Raw genomic sequence first — 17,723 nt, forward strand, 5'->3', positions numbered from 1 at the left:
GCCGCCTGCCGCGCGTGCCGCCGCGTTTCATGCGCTCGTGTGCGACTTCAACCTGCGGCCCGATCGCTATCTGCACGTGACGCGCGGCGCGCCGAGCAGGCCCGCGAGTCGCGCGCCGAACATCCCGCGCCGGGCGGCCGACAGCGCGATCACCGCGCAGGTCAGCAGGATCAGCGCGAACACGAGCCAGCCGAGCGGCGAGCGCAGCCGCAGGATGTCCGACACCGCGCTGCCGATCCCGTCCACGCGCGTCGCGCGCGCCGCGGCCGGCTGCAGGAACAGCGACACGTTGTCGTACTGCAGCCCTTCGATGCTGTGCGCGACCAGATCCTTGACCATCGGCGCCATCGCGCGCAGGTCGACGCCCGGCCGGTAGCGGATGTACACCGCCGCCGACGACGGCTTGATCTTGTCGGCGAGCGGATCGTTCTCCGGAATCACGACCTGCACGCGCGCGACCACCACGCCCTCGATGTCCTGCAGCGTGCGCGACAGGTCCTGCGACACGCCGTACAGGTAGCGCACGCGCTCCTCGGCCGGCGTCGACACGAGGCCCTGCTTCTGGAACAGCTCGCCGAGGCTCGCATAGCTCGGCTTCGGCAGCCCGTTCGCGTGCAGCACCGTGAGCGCCGCCTGCATGTCGCCGTCCGCGACGCTCACGAGCCACGCGTTGCGGTCCGACGTATCGCGCGCGTCGTTGTCCTTCGACGCGCTGATGCCCGCGTCGCCGAGCACCGCGATCATCTGGTTCGCGTCGCGCTCCGACAGGCCCGAGTACAGCTCCTTCTGGCACCCGGCCAACAGCACGAGCAGCCCCGCGAGCAGCGCGCGCGCCGCCCGGCTGCGCCACGCATGCGTGCGCGGCGTCGAATCGATCGTCGTCATCCGTTTGTCCGGTTCAGGGCGCATGAGGCCGTATCGTCCGGCCCGCACGCGCTTTCACTCCTGCGTCTTCAGCACCGTATGCGTGAAGCCGTTCGCCGCCTGCGCAACCGACAGGCTCAACTGGTATTCCGAAATCGTGGTGGTTGCCGTCCACTGGAAATCCATCGCCTTCACCATCGTCATCAGCGGATCGCTGCGGCTGTCCGCCATCGACGTCAGCATCTCGGTGCGATGCTTGTCGATGTTCGCGTACCGCGAATCGAGATCGTTGCCGTACGTGCGCAACCGCTCGACGAGCGACGACGGGTTCGCCTGCGCGGGCGTCATCCGCACGGCCGGCGCCGCATCCGCCGGCGCGCGCGACATCGCGACGCCCGACGAAGACGGCGCAGCGGCCGGCGACGCGCCCGGCTGCATCAGCGCATCGAACTGGCGCACCTGCGCCGGATCGGACGTCGCGCCCGTTTGCTGCGCGGCGCCCGCGAGCGCGGCTGCGCCCGGCGGCGCCGCGCCTACGCCTGTTACCGACATGATCGTGTCCTCCTTGACCGGCAGGGCCGGAAACGGGCCGGCCGGCACGCGCACACGCCACGCCGGGCGCCCGTCATGGGCGGCTCCGGTACGCGGCGTCGCGCGGCACGGCCGGCGACCGGCGTCACGCGCGGCCGGCGGAACTCAGGTGTTGCGCAACCTGGGCGTTCGCCGTCCCCTCCTGCGCGGTCACTGCGTTGCTGGTTTCGAACGTCGCAGTCGATTGCTGAACCTGGAAATTGATCTTCGTCAGTTCGAGCTGCGTCTTGGTCAGGTCGTCGGCCTGCTTCTGCACGTCGCCCGTGTTCGTCACACCACCTGCTGCCGAGGTACCCATGCTTCGCTCCTTTACGTGAACCACACTCCACATTCCGGCGGCGGCCCCATGCCCCGCCGGCGACGTGACGCGCCGCATGCATGCGGCGTGTCGCGTGATGCGCGCATCGCGAAACGCGCTGCGCCTGATTCGTCGCGACGCTAATGCGCCGCCTCCTTCGCCGATACCCCGACACCGGCCGCCGGCTCGCCGGGCAGCAGCGTCGGCCCTGGCACCGGCCGCGCGACGCCGGCCGCCGCGCCGCTCGCGAGCGGCGCCACGGGCGGCGCGCTCGCCTGCTCGGGCGCGCTCGCCGGCGCGCCGCCGAGCGGCATCGTGATGCGCTGGCCGTTGCGTGCGAACACCACTTCGTCCGGGCCGATCGACACGACCGTCGCGCCTTCCTTCATCCGCGCACCTTCGAAATAGCGGCTGCCGTCGACCGTCTCGATGTAGCGCTGGTCGCCGTCGCCGGCGAACACGGTCGTGATCTCCGGAATGCCCGCCGTGCCGCCGAGCGTCGTCGCCGTGCGCGGCGCGGCCGCGTCGGCATCGCGCACGTGATCGACCACCTCGAGCGCCGGGCGCGCATCCTTCATGTAGTTGCGGATGCGCGGCTCGATCTGCGCGCGCGCGGCCGCGCCCGTCAGCTCGATCCGGCCGCGGCCGAGATACGTGACCGTCAGCGCCGTGTCGCTGAAATAGGTCTGCGCGGTCGCGACCAGATCGCTGACCACGTAGATGTTGCCGAGCGCCGCGTTGTCGACGCCCGCGACGATCTGCGCGACGCGCTCGCGCGCGGCCGGGTCGCTCACGTAGCCCGACACGATCACGCCGTCGTCGCGCGGCGCGACCGCCAGCTCCGGATACGCGTGCAGCAGTTGCTGCAGCCGGTGCGTGCGCGCGAGCACCGATTCGTGCTGCCACGGCAGCCGCCCCGACCACGCGACGAAGCCGTAGCCGAGCGCGCCGAGCAGCACGCCGACCCACAGCGCGACCAGCGCGATCACGAGCCGCCGGCTGCCCAGCCGCCGCAGCCCGCCCGTGAGCCAGCCGAGCCACGCGGCCTCGCGCGCGGCGTCCGGCGCATCCGTTTCGTCGGGCACCGCGACGCTCGCCTGCGCATGCCGTGCGATGCCGAGCCGGATCGAGCCGACCGTCACGACGTCGTTCGGCGTCAGCGAGCGGCGGCCGGCGCCGAGCGGCTCGTCGTTGAACAGCACCGGCGCGCCAGTGTCGCCGCCGTGGTTCTGCACGGTCACCGCGAGCGCGCCGACCTGCAGGCACACCTGCTTCGCGCCGATCTCGCGATCGGGCAGGATCACTTCGCAGTCGGCCGCCGTGCCGACCCAGTTCGCGCCGCGCGCGAGCGACATCGTGCGGCCGTACATCGGCCCGCTCAGGAAGCACAGGTTCCACGGCGACGCGAGCGCGGCCGAACCGGCCCCCGCGCCTGCCGCGCCGCCGGGCAATGCGCCGTCGCCGTGCGGATCAATGATGCTCGTCGACATGCGTGACCACTCCTGCGGTCGTCGCCGCCGGCTGCGACGCCGCGCCCACGGGCGGCGGCAACGCGGGCGGACCGAACTTCGTGCCGGGCAGCGGCTTCGGCGTCAGCGGCACCGTGACGTCGTTGTCCGGCGGCCGATACATCGACATCCCTTCCGGGTTCGCCGGACCGTCGACGCCCGGGTTCACGGGCGAGCCGTCCGGCGCATACATCGACGCATTCGTCACGACGCGCGGCGTCAGCAGGTAGAAGCGCTCCATGTGGTTGCCCGACTTGTCGGTGTACTTGAACAGGTTGCCGATCAGCGGGATGTCGGACAGCCAGGGCACGCCGCTCTTGTTCAGCCGCACCTCGTCGTCGTTGAAGCCGGCGATCAGGAGACTCTTGCCTTCGTCGATCATCGTCTTGGTGACGATGTTGCGCTGCTGGATCACCGGCACGTTCGACACGGCCTGCCCCGGCACGATGTTGCCGTCCTGGATGTCGATCGACATCATCACGCTCTGCGGGCTGCCGGACACGGCCGCGGCGTTGCGGATCGCCTCGTCGACGATCATCGGCGTCACCTTGATGCTGGTGCCGGTCGTCACGCTGTACAGCGACGAATCCTGGTAGCCGGGCACCTGCACGTAGAACTGCGTGAGGTTTTCGAGGATCGCCTCGGTGTTGTCGAGCGCGAGCACCTTCGGCTTCGATCGCAGTTGGGCCTGACCCTTCTGAGCGAGCGCGTTCACGCGCGTGAGCAGGTAGTTGCGCAGCGACCCGCCGATCGACGCGGTCAGCGCGATGCCGGTCGGCATGAAGGTGCCCGTCTGCCCGGTTTCCGACGTGCCGATGCCGAACGTCAGCGGCGGGTTGCCGACGCCGTTGTACTGCGTGTTGCCGTTCAGCGGGTTCTGGCCGTTGCCGATCTGCACGTCGCCGTGCGTCGTGTGCAGGCGCCAGTCGATCCCGAGGCTGTCGAGCGAATCCTCGTTGATGTCGATGATCGTCACGTTGATCTCGACGATGCGCGGCCGCTCGTCGAGCTGGCCGATCAGCGACTGGTAGCGATACATGTTCTCCGGCAGGTCGCGCACGATCACCGCGTTGATCGCCGGATCGGCGACGATCTGCGGCAGCGTGTCGCCGCCGCCGGTCGAGAACGGCGAAAAGCCGCCGCCCATGCTGCCGTCCGTACCGCCATAACCGCCCTGTCGCGGGCCGCCGGAGATGTCGGGGAAGTCGAGCCGCGGCACCGCGATCGTCAGCCCCGAGCCGAGCTTCACCTGTCGCGCGGCCTGCCCGAGCGGCGTGCTCGCCGGCGCCGCGGCCGTGTCGCCGGTCTTGCCGAACAGCCGGCGCAGGATCGTCGCGACGCCCGGCACCGTCACTTCCTTGCCCGAGCGGTTGATCGTGAAGTCCGACGCCCAGCCGTATTTCAGCCGGAATGCGCGGATATCCGCATGCGCGCCGTTCGCCGACGGATCGCCGACCGAGCCGATCGCCTGCCGCACGAGTTCGACATAGCGGCGCGGGCCGGCCACGTACACGCTGTTCGAGCGGTCGTTGATCACCAGCGTGTAGCGCTTGTCCGGAATCTGCATCGCCTGCAGCGCACGGCCGATTTCGCCGGATGCGTTCGGCGGAATCGGGATCATCTGCGTCTGCGACTGGTCGGCCGGATCGACGTACAGGAACGAGCCGTCGTAGTACCACGTGAGCCCGTAGGTCGAGCAGATCGTGTCGAGCGTCTGCTGCGGCGTGCCGGAAAAGCGGCCGCTGATCACGCCGTCGACCTTCGGGTCGACCACCGCCGTCACGCCCTGCGACGACGCGAGCTCGCGGATGAAGTCGCCGATCTTCTTGCCGTTCGCGACGATCGTGAACGGCTTGTTGCGCCAGCGCAGGTCCGCGGCGCGCGCATGCTGCGCGGGCGCCATGCACAGCGACGCCGTGAGCAGCGCGGTCGCGCACACGGCAAGCGCGGCCCGTTGCAGGCTGCGCGGTTGAAACCGGATCGAGGCGACGCGTCGACGCATCAAAGGACTCCTGTTGAAGAAACGAACATGCGTTCCAGCGCCTGCTGCGCGAAGCGCAGCACTTCGCCGCCGAGCCAGCCCGACAGCAGCACGAGCGCGACCATCACGGCGATCAGCCGCACCGCGATGCCGATATTGGCGTCCTGCACCTGCGTGACGGCCTGCAGGATCGCGACGACGAGGCCCGTGACGGTCGCGATCAGCACGATCGGCAGCGACAGCAGCAGCACGAGCATCAGCGCCTGGCGCGTCAGGTCGAGGATCGTCGAGCTCGTCATTGCACGGCTCCCGGCGCGCGCACGTCGGCGCCCGCGCCGACCGTGCCGTCGTCCGGCGGGTTCTTCACCCAGCCGACCGTATGCAACTGCACGTCCTCCTCGACTTCCTGGTACGACAGCACCGCGAGGTCCGGCAGCACCGGCTGCAGGATCGTCTTCACGTAGCGGCGCGCGCCGAGCGCGACCATCACCGCGAGCCGCGCGGCGCCCGACGCGTTGCCGTGGCCGCCGGGGCCGGCCGCCTGCGCGGCCTGCACGATCGCACGCACCTGTTCGCCGATGTCCTGCTTGACCGCGCTCGACAGCGCGAGGAAATTGCCCTGTTTCGTGCGCATCACCGCGCGCTCGATCCGCTCCTGCAGGTTCTGCTCGAACAGCACGACCCGCAGCTGGCGCGCCGTGCCCGCGTGGCGATCGGTGATCATCCGGCGCAGGTCGACGCGCACGAGTTCGACCAGCGCGATCACGTCGTCGGGCTCGTTCGGCGCCCACGTGATCAGGCTCTCGAAGATCACGCGCAGGTTGCGGATCGGCACCTGTTCGGCGAGCAGCCGGCGCAGCACTTCGGTCACGCGCTGCAACGGCACGAGCCGCGTCAGTTCGCCGACGAGCTCCGGGTGATCGCGACGCACCAGATGCACGAGCGCCTGCGTCTCCTGGATGCCGAGCAATTCGTCCGCATGCTGGCGCACGATCTGCTCGACGTGCGCGGCCAGCGCGCTTTCGCTCGACAGCCACTTGCCGTCCGGCGCCGCGCCGTCGGGCTTGATCCACAGCGCGGTCGCGAACGGGCCGAACGCCTCGGCCGGCTGGCGCTCCGCACGCTCCGGCAGCGGCGCGACGCCGTCCCACAGCAGCCAGCCCGGCTTCAGCGCGCCGTGCGCGGCGAGCACGTCCTGCAGGTAGATCCGGTACGTGCCGGCCGGCGCGCCCTCGTCGTCGTTCAGCGTGATGCGCGGAAACACCGTGCCGATGTCCGCGTCGACGCGCGCCTTCGCGCTCGACAGCGCCGCCTGCAGTTGCGCGAGGTTCAGGCCCGTACGCAGGTCGTCGGACAGCGACACCGCGATCAACGACGTGACGCCGGCCGCGTGCGGCACCTTCGCCGGCTGGCCGTCGTCGGCCGCGCCGACGCGCCCCGCGACATGAATCAGGTTGAAGCTCGGCGCGGACGTCTTGCGCTTCAACTGCGTGAACGCGAAGGCGCCGAGGCCGAGCGCGATCAGCGCGAACGACCATTTCGGAAAGCCGGGCACGACCAGAAAGCCGCTCAGCACGAACGCCGCGATCAGCAGCGCGCGCGGGTGCGCGCCCAGTTGCTCGCCGAGCTGTTCGCCGAGCTGGCGCTGCCGCGCATCGCGCGTCGCGACGCGCGTCGTCACGATGCCGGCCGCGATCGATACCAGCAGCGACGGAATCTGCGACGCCATCCCGTCGCCGACCGTCAGGATCGCGTAACGCTGCAGCGCCTCGCCGATGTCCATCCCGTGCATCAGCGTGCCGACCGCGATCCCCGCGACGATGTTGATGAACGCGATCACGAGGCCCGCGATCGCGTCGCCCTTCACGAACTTCATCGCGCCGTCCATCGCGCCGTGCATCTGCGATTCCTGCTCGAGCTTCTCGCGGCGCTCGCGCGCCTCGTCGGCGCTGATGATGCCCGCGCGCAAGTCCGCATCGATGCTCATCTGCTTGCCCGGCATCGCATCGAGCGAGAAGCGCGCGCCGACTTCGGCCACGCGCTCCGACCCTTTCGCGATCACGATGAACTGCACGACCGCGATCACGAGGAACACGACGCCGCCCACCACCACGTTGTTGCCGACCACCAGCCGCCCGAACGCGTCGATCACGTGGCCGGCGTTCGCATGCAGCAGGATCAGCTTGCACGACGCGATGTTCAGCGCGAGCCGGAACAGCGTCGTAAACAGCAGCAGCGCGGGAAACGACGAGAAGCTGACCGCCGACGGCACATAGGTCGACACCGTCAGCAGCACGACGCTCGCCGCGAGATTCAGCGAGATCATCCCGTCTAGCGCGGCCTGTGGCAGCGGCAGGATGAACAGCGCGACGACCGCGACGATGAAGGTCGCGAGAAACAGGTCGGCGCGCGGCGAGGCGCCTCCGAGGCGCCGTCCGGACACGCCGCGGCCGGCGGAAAACAACCGCTGCCAGTCGCGGGGGAGCGCCTTCGGTTCAGCCATCGTGCCGTTGTCCTGTCGTTATCGCCGGCTGGCACGGGCAACCCTTCCCCGTGCTGCGCGGACCGTTGAATGGGACGAGTGTAGCGACGGGAAACCGCGGAAAAAGAAGCGCGCCTCGTAGCGTGAAAGCGCGTTTTCCTCAGACGATCGAATCGGACTACGAAACCCGGCGGCCCGCTCGGGCACGCGCCGCCGGAACCGCTTCCATCGCGCGCCGCGGGCGCCGGCGCGCGTGTCCGGCAGGCTTACGTCAGGACGGCAGCCGCCGCGCGGCGAGGTACGCGAGCTGCGCGCGGTTCTGCACGTTGAAGAGCTTTTCCAGCGAGCGGATGTGGTGCCCGACCTTGTGCAGCGACGTGCGCAGCGCGCTCGCGATCTCCTGGTCGGACAGCCCGTGCACGAGCCGGTCGAGCACCTGCTGCTGCTCGTCGGCGAGCGCGAAGCCGCGCATGCGCGCGACGCGCGCCTCAAGGAACGGCAGCGCGACGCGATGCACGGCAAGGCTGACCGACAGCGCGCCGCCGATCACGCGATCGTCGATCCATTCGGTGCCGTGCGTTTCCGACGTCAGGTTCACCGCGACGCGCAGGTCGAGGCGCGGCGCCGACAGGCTGAAGATCACGCCGCTGTTCATCGCATGCGCGCGCAGATGGCCGGCGAGCGCCAGCACCTTGCGGTCGCCGCTGCCGTGCGCGGCCGCCTCGATCTCGTCGAGCCGCCACGCGACCGGGAAGCCGCTCTGCCGCACCTGCGCGAAGCGCGGGTCGCTGTCGTACAGCATCCCTTCGATGAACGGCTGCATGAACGTCGCCGGCGCGAGGTCGCGCAGCAGATGCGCGCGCAGAATGCGCCGCCCGATCATTTCGTAGGCGCCGTAACCGAGCGTACTGAATCCGATTTGCCGCAATCGCGCATGGCATTGCGCGAAATCGAATGACGCGAGGTCGGTTTTACCGGGCGCTATTTGAATACCGGTAAAAAAGTCGCGCTCGACTGCGTGATATTCGTTCGAATAAGCGGCAGCGGCCGCTATATCGGCTTGTGAGAACCATTCGACGCGTGGTGCGCCGTCAGCATATGTCATGAGGAGCCCGCCCTTTCCCAATATGTGAAACTGCGCCCCGTCACGATCTGGTCTTTTCTTTATGATTTTCTGGTCGTCGTTATATGCGCGCGAACATGAACCTTTCGCCGACATTAGTATTACGGCATATTACCCACACACCGGCATTTTTGTACAATGCCCCCGCGTTTCGTCAGGGATGACGGTCGGCGCAGATCACAACGATGCTCGGTCGCACCGCCGCGAATGCCGTACTCGATACGGCCGCCGCCAGGCGATGCGCGTCGATTCCGAGGGATGGCTCATGTCCGATATTGCATTGCACGAAGAAGCGGTCGCCCCAACCACCTTGCCGCGCGCGTCGCGCGGATCGGACGCAGGCGCGGACGCGCTGCGCGAGCGCACCGTGCAGGTCGTCTGGTGCGACGACGTCAAGCGCGGCGACGTCGCGCAGCCGCACGCGCCGAAGCTCGGCGTGGCCGATACGCTCGCGCACGCGCAGAGCACGGCCGAGCGCAACCGGATCGTCACGAGCCTGCTGCATCTGACAGGCTTCTCGACGTTCGCGTACTTCGCACTCGAATTCACGCGCGAGCGCGTCGAAAGTCTCTACCTGCACGAGGCGTTCACGCCGGCCACCTATCGCGGCGACTACGTGCGCCACAACCATCACGACGTCGATCCGCGCACGCTCGGCGCGCGCGTGTGCAACATGCCGATCGTGTGGGACCTGCAGCAATTGCGCCGCGAGCACCGCGAGCGCGACGACGCACCGCGCGTGAGCCCTGCCGCGCTCGACGGCTTCCTGCAGACGATGCAGGACGACGGGATGTGCAGCGGCATCATGTATTCGATGGCCGTGCCCGGCACGCGGCTGCACGCGTTCATGAGCTTCACCGCGCCGCGCCGCACGCGCGAATGGATCACGCCGGCAACGATCGAGCAGGCGCTGTCGATCGGGCTGTCGGTACACAAGTTCGCGTCGCCGCAATTGATCTCGACGTCGCGCGAGCGCGCGGTCAACGGGCTCACGCCGTTCGAGCAGGAACTGCTGCTCGGCATCGCCGAAGGCGCGTCCGACAAGGAAATCGGCCGGCGTCTCGACACCAGCGCGCACAACGTCGACTATCACCTGCGCAAGCTGCGCAAGCGCTTCGGCGTCGCGAACCGGATCCAGCTCACCTATCTGACGTCGAAGCTCGAGTTGATCTGACGACGGCGGCGCAGCGCGGTTTCGCGCCGACGAACGCGTCAACGCACATGCCGGCCTCGCGGGCCGGCATGTGCGGGTGGCGGCGCGGCGCCGCTTGCTGGCGGACGATCGCCGTTACTTCATCAGCGTCATCTGCACGACCTTCACGATCACGAGGCCGACCGCGATCACCAGATAGCCGCGCAGCACGGCCATCCAGATCCGCGTCGCGAGCGTCATGTTCCGCGGTTCGAGCGTATCGAGCGGCGGCATGCGCCACGTGTCGCGCAGCGAACGATCGACGGCCGGCTCGACGACGCGCCTGTTGCGGCGAATCAGTACCGTCGCGAGATAGCCGGCGATCGCGAGCACGGTGCCGCCCACCAGCACGTCGACGATCGCCTCGCCGCTGATGTCCGGATACATCACCGATGCGGTCAGGATGATCGACAGCAGCACCAGCACCCAGATCACCGCGCCCGTAAATATGTTGAGCTTCGTCGAGTTGACCCAGGGCCCAAGCACCTGGCGGTCGTTGCACAGCACCAGCAGGAACACCGTCGCGCTCGGCAGCAGCACGCCGGCCAGCGTCTGCACGGCTTCGGTCAGCAGGCCGAGCGGGCTGCCCGGGATCAGCACGAGCGCGGCCGCGGCCGCGACGATGCCGAAATAGACGAGATAGAAGCCCTTCGCGTCGGTCACGCCGCGGTGCAGCGAGTGGCGGATCCGGAATACGTCGCCGATCGCGTATGCGGTCGACAGCGACACGGCCGCCGCGCCGATGATGCACGCGTCGAGCAGCGCGACGGCGAACAGCGTCGCGCTCGTGCGGCCCGCATACTTCTCGAGGCCCGCGATGACGCCGCCCGCGTCGGTGAAGTTGCCGGCTTCCGGATGGCCGCCGAACAGCGCCGAGCTGAAGCCGATCATCGCGACCGCGCCGACCAGCACGAACGCGATGCCGATCCACAAGTCGGCCTTTTCATATTTCATGAAGCGCGGCGTGATGCGCTTGTCGATCACGTAGCTTTGCTGGAAGAACAACTGCCACGGCGCGACCGTCGTGCCGACGATACCGATCACGAGCAGCATCACGTCCGACAGCTTCGCGTGCGCGGGCCAGTTCGGCACGAAGAAATCGCGCGTCATCTGCGCGACGGGCGGGTGGATCGACACGAGCACCGGCACGAGCAGCAGGCTCAGCACGCACAGCCCGATCGCGAACCGCTCGAAGCGCCGGAAATCGCCGGTACTCACCGCGGCCATCGTCAGCGCGGCGGCCACGCACACGCCGGCCACCTTCGGCAATCCGAAGAAATCGAGCACGAACGTGATGCCGATGAACTCGGTGACGATGGTCAGCGCGTTGAGCAGGAACAGGTCGATCACGCTGAACGCGCCCCAGAACTTGCCGAAGCGTTCGAAGATCAGGCGCGCATGGCCGACGCCCGTGACCGCGCCGAGGCGCAGCACCATTTCCTGGTTCACGTACAGCACGGGCACAAGCAGCAGCAACGTCCACAGCAGCGTCGTGCCATAGTTCTGGCCGGCCTGCGTATAGGTGCCGAATGCGCCGGCGTCGTTGTCGCCGACCATCACGATCAACCCCGGGCCGATGATCGCGAGCAGCGTGCGCAGGCGCGCCCACCACGTGCCGCGCGCGCCGGTATCGTGGTGCGAGATGGTGCCGAGCGCACCGCGGATGTCGCCCAGATGGGCTTCGTCGAGCACGGCGCCGCGCTCGACCGCGATCGGTGGAGAGACGTTGGAGGGCGTGGACATGATGTGTTCCGTACGGCTAAGGGTTATGCGATTCGATGAGCGTGCGACCTTGGAATGCGCACGGGGCGGCCGCTCGAAGGCGGCCGCGCGTGCGCATGCCGAGGCGCGCTCGGCGCTTCTTTTCAGTGGATCAATGCTTTGAGCTGGTCCAGCAGACGGGAGAACACCCGCGGACGGGCGTCGAGCGTCAGCATCGCGTCGTAGTGCTGGCGCGATTCCGTGACGTGCGGAAGGTTCGACAGCAGAAGGCCGAAGTTCATGGTCTGGCTCCGTGCGGCGACGGCAGCGTGCCGGCCGCGTGATGGGCGCGGGGCCAGTCCGGGGCCTGAACGACGTGTCAGGCTAGTCGGCCGGATTGCCCCCGCGACCCGGGTTCGAAAGGGTCTGCGTATGCAACGGGCATAAGGGACAACTGTCACTGTCGTTCATGGCGGCTCCTGTGCGGTGTTCCGGGGAACACGGTTGACCGCCGTCCGGCCGGCGGGCCGGCATTCGCGCGCCCGGAGAACGGATGCGCGAACGCGGCCGCCTGCCTGGCGGCGGTGAAACCGGGCAACGCATGCGAGAACGCATCACGCTAACCGGCGCGAATCAGGGTGCACGTAGGGAGTGGCTGCGGAATACTGCTGCGCGCACCGTTTGCCTGGCAGACAAACGGCGGCTTCGATGAGGCGCGGACGTCGGTCGCTCAGGCGGAAATTTCGTTCGAAGATCGACTACTGCAGGCGTCCAAGGCGGCGGCCCCAAGAGTGAAGATGGCGGATTCTATGGATCGCGCGAAAGCGAAGTCAACCCCTTGAAACCCCATTTTTCGAAATAAATTCCCCGCATGATGCGACTGAAAGATTTGCCCTTGAATTGACGTTCTGAAACCTTTCAGCGTCGTCACGACGCAACGATGCGCCGATGCGCGGGAGCAACGGCCCGACCTCGGCCGCGCGCCCTCGTCGCGCTCGCGGAGCGGGTACGTGGCCGCCGCGCGCCGCTGCGACGCGCACACCACGCAGCGCAACCGTCATGCGTTTTTTACTTGCGCCGCAGCAAAAGTCGCGACTACAATCCGCCCCAATTCATTACGGGAGTCCCTCCGTGGACGCATGCTCTAGTTGCAGTTCGATGCCGGTCCAGGCCGGCCAAGCCATCGCGAGATAGCAGCCAGACGCATGTCTTTCGCCGCTAGCTCGCACTCGTCGGGTTAGCGCGCCTCCATCCGGGCCGGTCATCGCCGGTTCGTCAGTCGCACGCTTCGCCATGTTCCACCCTCCGATCGCAGGCCGCGTCATGCACCCGCGCTCGATCACGTCGTCCGGCGTTCGCCGGACGGAACGGAGGCAGCGTCATGTTCTTTCAATCGTTCGCGTTCAAGTTCAAGCGCGTCGTGCACGTCGCGTGCGACCGCTCGTTTTCCGGCTTCTCGCCGCTCGCCCGTGCATTCGGCCGCTGGCGTGGCCTGGCCCTCGCCCACGTCCCCGCGGCGCCTCGCCCGCTCGATTGCGTGCTGATCGCCGCGACGGCGGCCGCGGTCGCGCTCGTTGCGCTACTGTGCTCGGCCGCGTCACACGTCGGCTTCGCGCAGGTGTGGCGCGTCGGCGGCTGGCTGCCGTAAGTCCTTCCCCATGCGGGCCGTCTCGCCATGCGGCCCGCATCACGTTCCCGTTTCTTCAGCCAACCTGATCAAACTGCCAACCCAAATGAAGAACCCGCTCACTCCCGTCCCGCGCAAGCTTCGCCTCGACGCGCTCGCCGCGCTGCTGCTGTCGCTCGCCACCGCATCCGCATTCGCACAAGCCTCGGCTGCCGCCGCCGAACCGGCGGCCGGCACGAACGATGCCGCCGCCCCCGCGCAACCACCGGCCGCCGATGCCGCCACGCCCGCGCCCACCGGCTTGTGGGAGCGTTCGAATCTGCTCGGCAACATGGGCGGCCTGCGCGACGTGCTCGACGAACACGGCGTCACGCTGAGCCTGCAGGAAACCAGCGAATACCTGTACAACGCGTCCGGCGGCACGGGCCGCGGCGGCGCGTACCAGGGGCTCACGCAATTCGGTTTCAACGTCGATACCGGCAAGGCGATCGGCCTGCCGGGCGGCACGTTCAACGTGTCGGGGCTGCAGATCCACGGCACCAACCTGTCGCAGCGCTACCTGCAAACCTTGCAGACCGCGACCGGCATCGAGGCCAATTCGACCACGCGCCTGTGGGAGCTCTGGTATCAGCAGTCGCTGCTCGACGGCAAGGTCGACGTGAAAGTCGGCCAGCAGAGCGTCGACCAGGAATTCATGGTGAGCGAGAACGCGGCGACGTTCATGAACGCGACGTTCGGCTGGCCCGTGCTGCCGTCCACCGACCTGCCGTCCGGCGGCCCCGCGTATCCGCTGTCGTCGCTCGGCGTGCGGCTGCGCGTGAAGCCGGCCGACGCGTGGACCGCGATGGTCGGCGTGTTCGACGGCAACCCGGCCGGCCGCACCGACGGCGACGCGCAGGTGCTGAACGCGCACGGCACCAACTTCAACCTGCGCAGCGGCGCATTCGTGATCGGCGAAGTGCAGTACGCGCTGAACGCGCCGCCCGCCGACCCGAAGGCGCCGCAGCCGGCCGGCCTGCCCGGCACGTACAAGCTCGGCGTCTGGTATCACTCGCAGCATGCGAACGATCCGCGCTACGGCACCGACGGGCTGTCGCTCGCCGATCCGGCGAGCAACGGCACGCCCGCCACGCATCGCGGCAACTACGGCTTCTATGCGGTCGCGGATCAAATGGTGTGGCGGCCGTCGGCCGACAGCCCGCGCTCGGTCGGCGTGTTCGCGCGCGTGATGGGCTCGCCCGGCGACCGCAATGTCGTCGATTTCGCGGCCAATGCCGGCGTGACGCTGAAGGCGCCGTTCGCCGGACGCGACAACGACGTCGCCGGCATCGCGATCGGCTACGCGAAGATCGGCTCGCATGCGCGCGGCCTCGACGGCGATACCGGCGTGTACACGACGCCCGGCTATCCGGTGCGCCGCGCGGAAACCGTGATCGAGGCGACCTACCAGTATCAGGTCGCGCCGTGGTGGCAGGTGCAGGCCGACCTGCAGCACTTCTTCCGTCCGGGCGGCGGCATCCCGAACCCGAACGCGGTCGGCGCGCGCATCGGCGACGAAACCGTGGTCGGCGTGCGCACGACGATCACGTTCTGATGCGAGCCGCATGAAGACCCGGGCCGGCCGGCCGCTTGCGCGACGGTCCGGCCCGTGCGGTGGCCTGCGGTACGGGCATGCCGCCCCTCCCGCGCACTACACATTATTCGCCGTACAGCCCGAGCAGTTTCAGCGTGACGCCGTTGGTCCAGCCGAAGCCGTCCTGCAACGGATATTCGCCCCCTCCGCCGCCGCCCGTGCCCGTGCCTTCGACCACGTACTTCTCGACCAGCTTGCCTTCGGTCGCGTACACCTGCTTCACGTCGGCCAGGAAACGCGTGCCGATGTCCTTCGCGAGCGCCGGTTCGCCGTAACGGCGCAGCCCGTCGATCGCGATCCACTGCAGCGGCGCCCAGCCGTTCGGCGCATCCCATTGCTGGCCCGTGTGCTCGGTCGTCGTCACGAGGCCGCCCGGCTGCAGCAGCGTCTTGCGCACTTCGCGCGCGGTCGCCTTCGCGCGCTCCGGCCACGCCACGCCCGCGAACAGCGGATACAGCGCGGCCGCCGTCACGCCGTCGCGCGGCTTGCGCAACTGCCAGTCATAGTCGCCGTAATAGCCGCGGCGGTTCCACAGGTAGTGATTGATCGCGGCCGCACGCCGTCCAGCCCGCGCCGAGAAATCGGCCACGCAGTCGATGTCGCGCGTGAGCGCGCAGCCCTTCACGATGGTCGTCTCGAGATGGAACATCAGGCTGTTCAGGTCGACCGGCACGATCGAGGTCGTGCGGATCGTCGCGAGCGTCTTGCCGTCTCCGAACCAGCGCGAGCTGTAGTCCCAGCCGCTTTCGGCGCCCGCGCGCAGGTCGCGGTACACCTCGTTCGCCGGACGGGACGGCACCGATTTCGCGGTCGTCACGTCCTGGAGATACGATTCGTCGCGCGGCGTGTCGCTCGCATCCCAGTAGCGGTTCAGCACCGCGCCGTCGGGCATCGTGACCACGTGGCGCGCGGCCTGCCCGCGCGGCGTCGTGGTTTCGCCCTGCATCCAGTACGCATGCTCCTTGCGCAGCGCCGGCAGGTATTTCTGGTAGACCTTGTCGCCTTCGACCTGCGCGGCGAGCGTGACCATGTACGCGAAGAACGGCGGCTGCGAGCGGCTCGCATAATACGTGCGATTGCCGTTCGGGATGTGCCCGACCGTATCGATCAGGTAGGCGAAGTTGTCGAGCATGTCGTCGACGAGATCCTCGCGCCCCGACACCTGCAGCCCGAGCATCGTGAAATAGGTGTCCCAGTAGTAGCCTTCGCGGAAGCGGCCGCCCGGCACGACGTACGGCTTCGGCATCGGAATCAGCGAACTGTACGGGGGCGCCGTGACGCTCGTGCGCGTGAGCTGAGGCCACAGCCAGTCGATGTGCTGGCGCAGCGTCTGGTTCGGCGGCGGCGTCACGCCGCCTGCCGCGGGCGGTGTGAAATGCTGGTCGACGAACGCCTTCAGCGAGAAGCCCGGCTGCGATTTCTGTTGCTGATACAACTGCACGATCGTCGCGGGATCGGTGTCGGGCGTGGCGTCGACGAAGGTCTTCTGGTCGGGATAGAGCTGCGCGGTCTGCACCGCGACGAACAGGTCGCCGTAGAGCTGGCTCGGCGGCGGCAGCAGCGTGCCCGACGCGGGCGCGGAAGCGGCTGCGGTGGTGGCCGGCAACGCGACCTGGCTGGCCGCTTGCGCGGCGGCCTGATGCGCATTGTCGGCCTGCGCGGCACAGCCGGCGACGGCGAGATAGGCGATGGCCAGTGCGGCGGCCCAGCGCAGACGCGGCGCGGGCGGCGACTGACGCGACGAGAAACGCGATGCAAGCGGTGCGGCACGACGTGACGTCATGGCGTGTCCCCTCCTTTCGAATGGTGAGTGGATCGGCACGAGGTCTCGTTCGCGCGCGCGTTCGTCTCGATGGCCTTCGATCGATACGCGTCATGTTGTGGTGTGAATGGGCCCGACTGTCGCACGAAACATGCGTGTCAAGCAAGTTTCGATTCGCGCGACTCCCGCAGATAACCGCGCACCGCCCGCCACGCGCGCGCTTCGAGCGCATCGGCATCGGTCTCGCCGCGCGCGCCCGCCGCATCGACGATGCCTTTCACGATCGCGAGCAGATCGTGCGCGACCACGTCGGGCGCGGCGACGCGTGGCGCATCGCGCAGCCCGAGCGCATGCAGCAAGGTCGCGTGGATGCGGTCCGCGACGCGCTCGGTGCGCGCGCCGAGCGGCAACCGCGCCTCCTCGAAATCGATCAGCCGCGCGAGCACCGGCCGGCGCATCTGGTGTGCGACGGCCCCGCGCACCAGCGCGCGCAGCACGTCGTCGCAGGACGACCGCGCGGCCGCGCGGTCGACGTCGTCGAGCAGATGCGCGCTCTCGCGCTCGACGAGCGCGGCCGTCAGCGCATCGCGGTTCGGGAAGTATTGATAGAGGGAGCCGATGCTCACGCCGGCCAGCGCGGCCACGGCATTCGTCGTGTAGCCATCGAAGCCGTCGCGCTCCAGAACGCGAGCGGCGGCCTCGACGATCGCATCGACGGTGGCCATCGAGCGGCGCTGGCGCGGCGCCTTGCGGGGCAAAAGCGGGATGCGCGAGGACGATTCGGACATGGCGGGAAGGCGGCTTTTTAATATGAGCAAGTGCTCATATTTTAGAAACGCACCGCCGCACCGTCAAAAGGAATCGACATGGCCGGCCGACGCGCCGCTCGTCGCATTCAAGCGCAAGCGCGCGGTCGATTTACCGTGCGACACGCGGTTGGGAAATCACCGCGTCGACATCC

Annotated in this window: 15 protein-coding genes and 1 pseudogene; 4 read left to right on the forward strand and 12 right to left on the reverse strand. The window is 68.5% G+C overall.

Annotated elements, in window-relative coordinates; all coding sequences use genetic code 11:
- Window positions 1–85, forward strand: a pseudogene (locus QZM15_RS33980) (bcscK); the annotation flags it as partial.
- Here QZM15_RS33980 and sctJ read toward each other — a convergent pair.
- The 8 genes from sctJ to QZM15_RS11050 form a co-directional block, all read right to left on the reverse strand.
- On the reverse strand, window positions 67–885 hold the full coding sequence (gene sctJ / locus QZM15_RS11015; RefSeq protein ID WP_302106368.1) for a type III secretion system inner membrane ring lipoprotein SctJ: 819 nt from the start codon (window positions 883–885) through the stop codon (window positions 67–69). The pseudogene QZM15_RS33980 and the gene sctJ sit on opposite strands and share 19 nt — an antisense overlap.
- Window positions 886–939: 54 nt before the next feature.
- Window positions 940–1,416 (reverse strand): hypothetical protein, encoded by a 477-nt coding sequence (locus tag QZM15_RS11020; RefSeq protein ID WP_059585108.1) that lies wholly within the window; start codon window positions 1,414–1,416, stop codon window positions 940–942.
- 124 nt (window positions 1,417–1,540) lie between these two features.
- A complete protein-coding gene (locus QZM15_RS11025) occupies window positions 1,541–1,753 on the reverse strand; it encodes a hypothetical protein (protein WP_006480857.1) in 213 nt (70 codons plus the stop codon).
- 140 nt (window positions 1,754–1,893) lie between these two features.
- Window positions 1,894–3,243, reverse strand: a complete 1,350-nt coding sequence (gene sctD / locus QZM15_RS11030; protein WP_059639767.1) for a type III secretion system inner membrane ring subunit SctD — start codon at window positions 3,241–3,243, stop codon at window positions 1,894–1,896.
- The gene (gene sctC / locus QZM15_RS11035; protein WP_302106369.1) at window positions 3,224–5,263 is read right to left on the reverse strand and encodes a type III secretion system outer membrane ring subunit SctC; all 2,040 of its coding nucleotides are present in this window, start codon (window positions 5,261–5,263) and stop codon (window positions 3,224–3,226) included. The genes sctD and sctC overlap by 20 nt, the downstream gene beginning before the upstream one ends.
- Window positions 5,263–5,541, reverse strand: coding sequence for a type III secretion system export apparatus subunit SctS (sctS, locus tag QZM15_RS11040; protein WP_006480854.1), 279 nt, complete (start codon window positions 5,539–5,541; stop codon window positions 5,263–5,265). Before sctS ends, sctC begins: the two co-directional genes overlap by 1 nt.
- Complete coding sequence (sctV, locus tag QZM15_RS11045; protein WP_302106370.1) at window positions 5,538–7,745, reverse strand: type III secretion system export apparatus subunit SctV; 2,208 nt, start codon at window positions 7,743–7,745, stop codon at window positions 5,538–5,540. The genes sctS and sctV overlap by 4 nt, the downstream gene beginning before the upstream one ends.
- A 250-nt stretch (window positions 7,746–7,995) precedes the next feature.
- Window positions 7,996–8,829, reverse strand: coding sequence for an autoinducer binding domain-containing protein (locus QZM15_RS11050; RefSeq protein ID WP_059584702.1), 834 nt, complete (start codon window positions 8,827–8,829; stop codon window positions 7,996–7,998).
- Window positions 8,830–9,112: 283 nt separating this feature from the next.
- Here QZM15_RS11050 and QZM15_RS11055 point away from each other — a divergent pair, with 283 nt between their 5' ends.
- The gene (locus tag QZM15_RS11055; protein WP_059585107.1) at window positions 9,113–10,021 is read left to right on the forward strand and encodes a LuxR family transcriptional regulator; all 909 of its coding nucleotides are present in this window, start codon (window positions 9,113–9,115) and stop codon (window positions 10,019–10,021) included.
- Between the two features lie 114 nt (window positions 10,022–10,135).
- Here the strand turns inward: QZM15_RS11055 and QZM15_RS11060 are convergent, their stop codons facing one another.
- Complete coding sequence (locus tag QZM15_RS11060) at window positions 10,136–11,782, reverse strand: NRAMP family divalent metal transporter (RefSeq protein ID WP_059639771.1); 1,647 nt, start codon at window positions 11,780–11,782, stop codon at window positions 10,136–10,138.
- A gap of 122 nt (window positions 11,783–11,904) precedes the next feature.
- Window positions 11,905–12,042, reverse strand: coding sequence for a hypothetical protein (locus QZM15_RS11065; protein ID WP_167351651.1), 138 nt, complete (start codon window positions 12,040–12,042; stop codon window positions 11,905–11,907).
- A gap of 1,079 nt (window positions 12,043–13,121) precedes the next feature.
- On the opposite strand from QZM15_RS11065, the gene QZM15_RS11070 reads away from it, so the two are divergent.
- Together QZM15_RS11070 and QZM15_RS11075 are read left to right on the forward strand one after the other, a co-directional pair.
- Window positions 13,122–13,388: a hypothetical protein gene (locus QZM15_RS11070; RefSeq protein WP_059584699.1), complete on the forward strand. Its 267-nt coding sequence runs from the start codon at window positions 13,122–13,124 to the stop codon at window positions 13,386–13,388.
- An 85-nt stretch (window positions 13,389–13,473) separates the two neighbouring features.
- Window positions 13,474–14,961, forward strand: coding sequence for a carbohydrate porin (locus QZM15_RS11075; RefSeq protein ID WP_302106371.1), 1,488 nt, complete (start codon window positions 13,474–13,476; stop codon window positions 14,959–14,961).
- A gap of 103 nt (window positions 14,962–15,064) precedes the next feature.
- On the opposite strand, the gene treA is transcribed toward QZM15_RS11075, so the two are convergent.
- Both treA and QZM15_RS11085 read right to left on the reverse strand, forming a co-directional pair.
- Window positions 15,065–16,783 (reverse strand): alpha,alpha-trehalase TreA, encoded by a 1,719-nt coding sequence (treA, locus tag QZM15_RS11080; RefSeq protein WP_302106372.1) that lies wholly within the window; start codon window positions 16,781–16,783, stop codon window positions 15,065–15,067.
- 137 nt (window positions 16,784–16,920) lie between these two features.
- Complete coding sequence (locus QZM15_RS11085) at window positions 16,921–17,550, reverse strand: TetR/AcrR family transcriptional regulator (RefSeq protein WP_302106373.1); 630 nt, start codon at window positions 17,548–17,550, stop codon at window positions 16,921–16,923.
- Window positions 17,551–17,723 lie beyond the last annotated feature (173 nt).

The sequence above is a fragment of the Burkholderia sp. AU44665 genome (assembly GCF_030504405.1).
GTDB classification, from domain to species: domain Bacteria; phylum Pseudomonadota; class Gammaproteobacteria; order Burkholderiales; family Burkholderiaceae; genus Burkholderia; species Burkholderia semiarida.

What these genes read in the sequence shown, in the direction of transcription:
- sctC (WP_302106369.1), bottom strand. Translation starts at nt 5,263, where the DNA reads ATGCGTCGACGCGTCGCCTCGATCCGGTTTCAACCGCGCAGCCTGCAA.
- QZM15_RS11060 (WP_059639771.1), bottom strand. Translation starts at nt 11,782, where the DNA reads ATGTCCACGCCCTCCAACGTCTCTCCACCGATCGCGGTCGAGCGCGGC.
- QZM15_RS11050 (WP_059584702.1), bottom strand. Translation starts at nt 8,829, where the DNA reads ATGACATATGCTGACGGCGCACCACGCGTCGAATGGTTCTCACAAGCC.
- QZM15_RS11065 (WP_167351651.1), bottom strand. Translation starts at nt 12,042, where the DNA reads ATGAACTTCGGCCTTCTGCTGTCGAACCTTCCGCACGTCACGGAATCG.
- QZM15_RS11070 (WP_059584699.1), top strand. Translation starts at nt 13,122, where the DNA reads ATGTTCTTTCAATCGTTCGCGTTCAAGTTCAAGCGCGTCGTGCACGTC.
- QZM15_RS11020 (WP_059585108.1), bottom strand. Translation starts at nt 1,416, where the DNA reads ATGTCGGTAACAGGCGTAGGCGCGGCGCCGCCGGGCGCAGCCGCGCTC.
- sctV (WP_302106370.1), bottom strand. Translation starts at nt 7,745, where the DNA reads ATGGCTGAACCGAAGGCGCTCCCCCGCGACTGGCAGCGGTTGTTTTCC.
- sctD (WP_059639767.1), bottom strand. Translation starts at nt 3,243, where the DNA reads ATGTCGACGAGCATCATTGATCCGCACGGCGACGGCGCATTGCCCGGC.
- sctJ (WP_302106368.1), bottom strand. Translation starts at nt 885, where the DNA reads ATGACGACGATCGATTCGACGCCGCGCACGCATGCGTGGCGCAGCCGG.
- sctS (WP_006480854.1), bottom strand. Translation starts at nt 5,541, where the DNA reads ATGACGAGCTCGACGATCCTCGACCTGACGCGCCAGGCGCTGATGCTC.
- QZM15_RS11025 (WP_006480857.1), bottom strand. Translation starts at nt 1,753, where the DNA reads ATGGGTACCTCGGCAGCAGGTGGTGTGACGAACACGGGCGACGTGCAG.
- QZM15_RS11075 (WP_302106371.1), top strand. Translation starts at nt 13,474, where the DNA reads ATGAAGAACCCGCTCACTCCCGTCCCGCGCAAGCTTCGCCTCGACGCG.
- QZM15_RS11085 (WP_302106373.1), bottom strand. Translation starts at nt 17,550, where the DNA reads ATGTCCGAATCGTCCTCGCGCATCCCGCTTTTGCCCCGCAAGGCGCCG.
- QZM15_RS11055 (WP_059585107.1), top strand. Translation starts at nt 9,113, where the DNA reads ATGTCCGATATTGCATTGCACGAAGAAGCGGTCGCCCCAACCACCTTG.
- treA (WP_302106372.1), bottom strand. Translation starts at nt 16,783, where the DNA reads ATGACGTCACGTCGTGCCGCACCGCTTGCATCGCGTTTCTCGTCGCGT.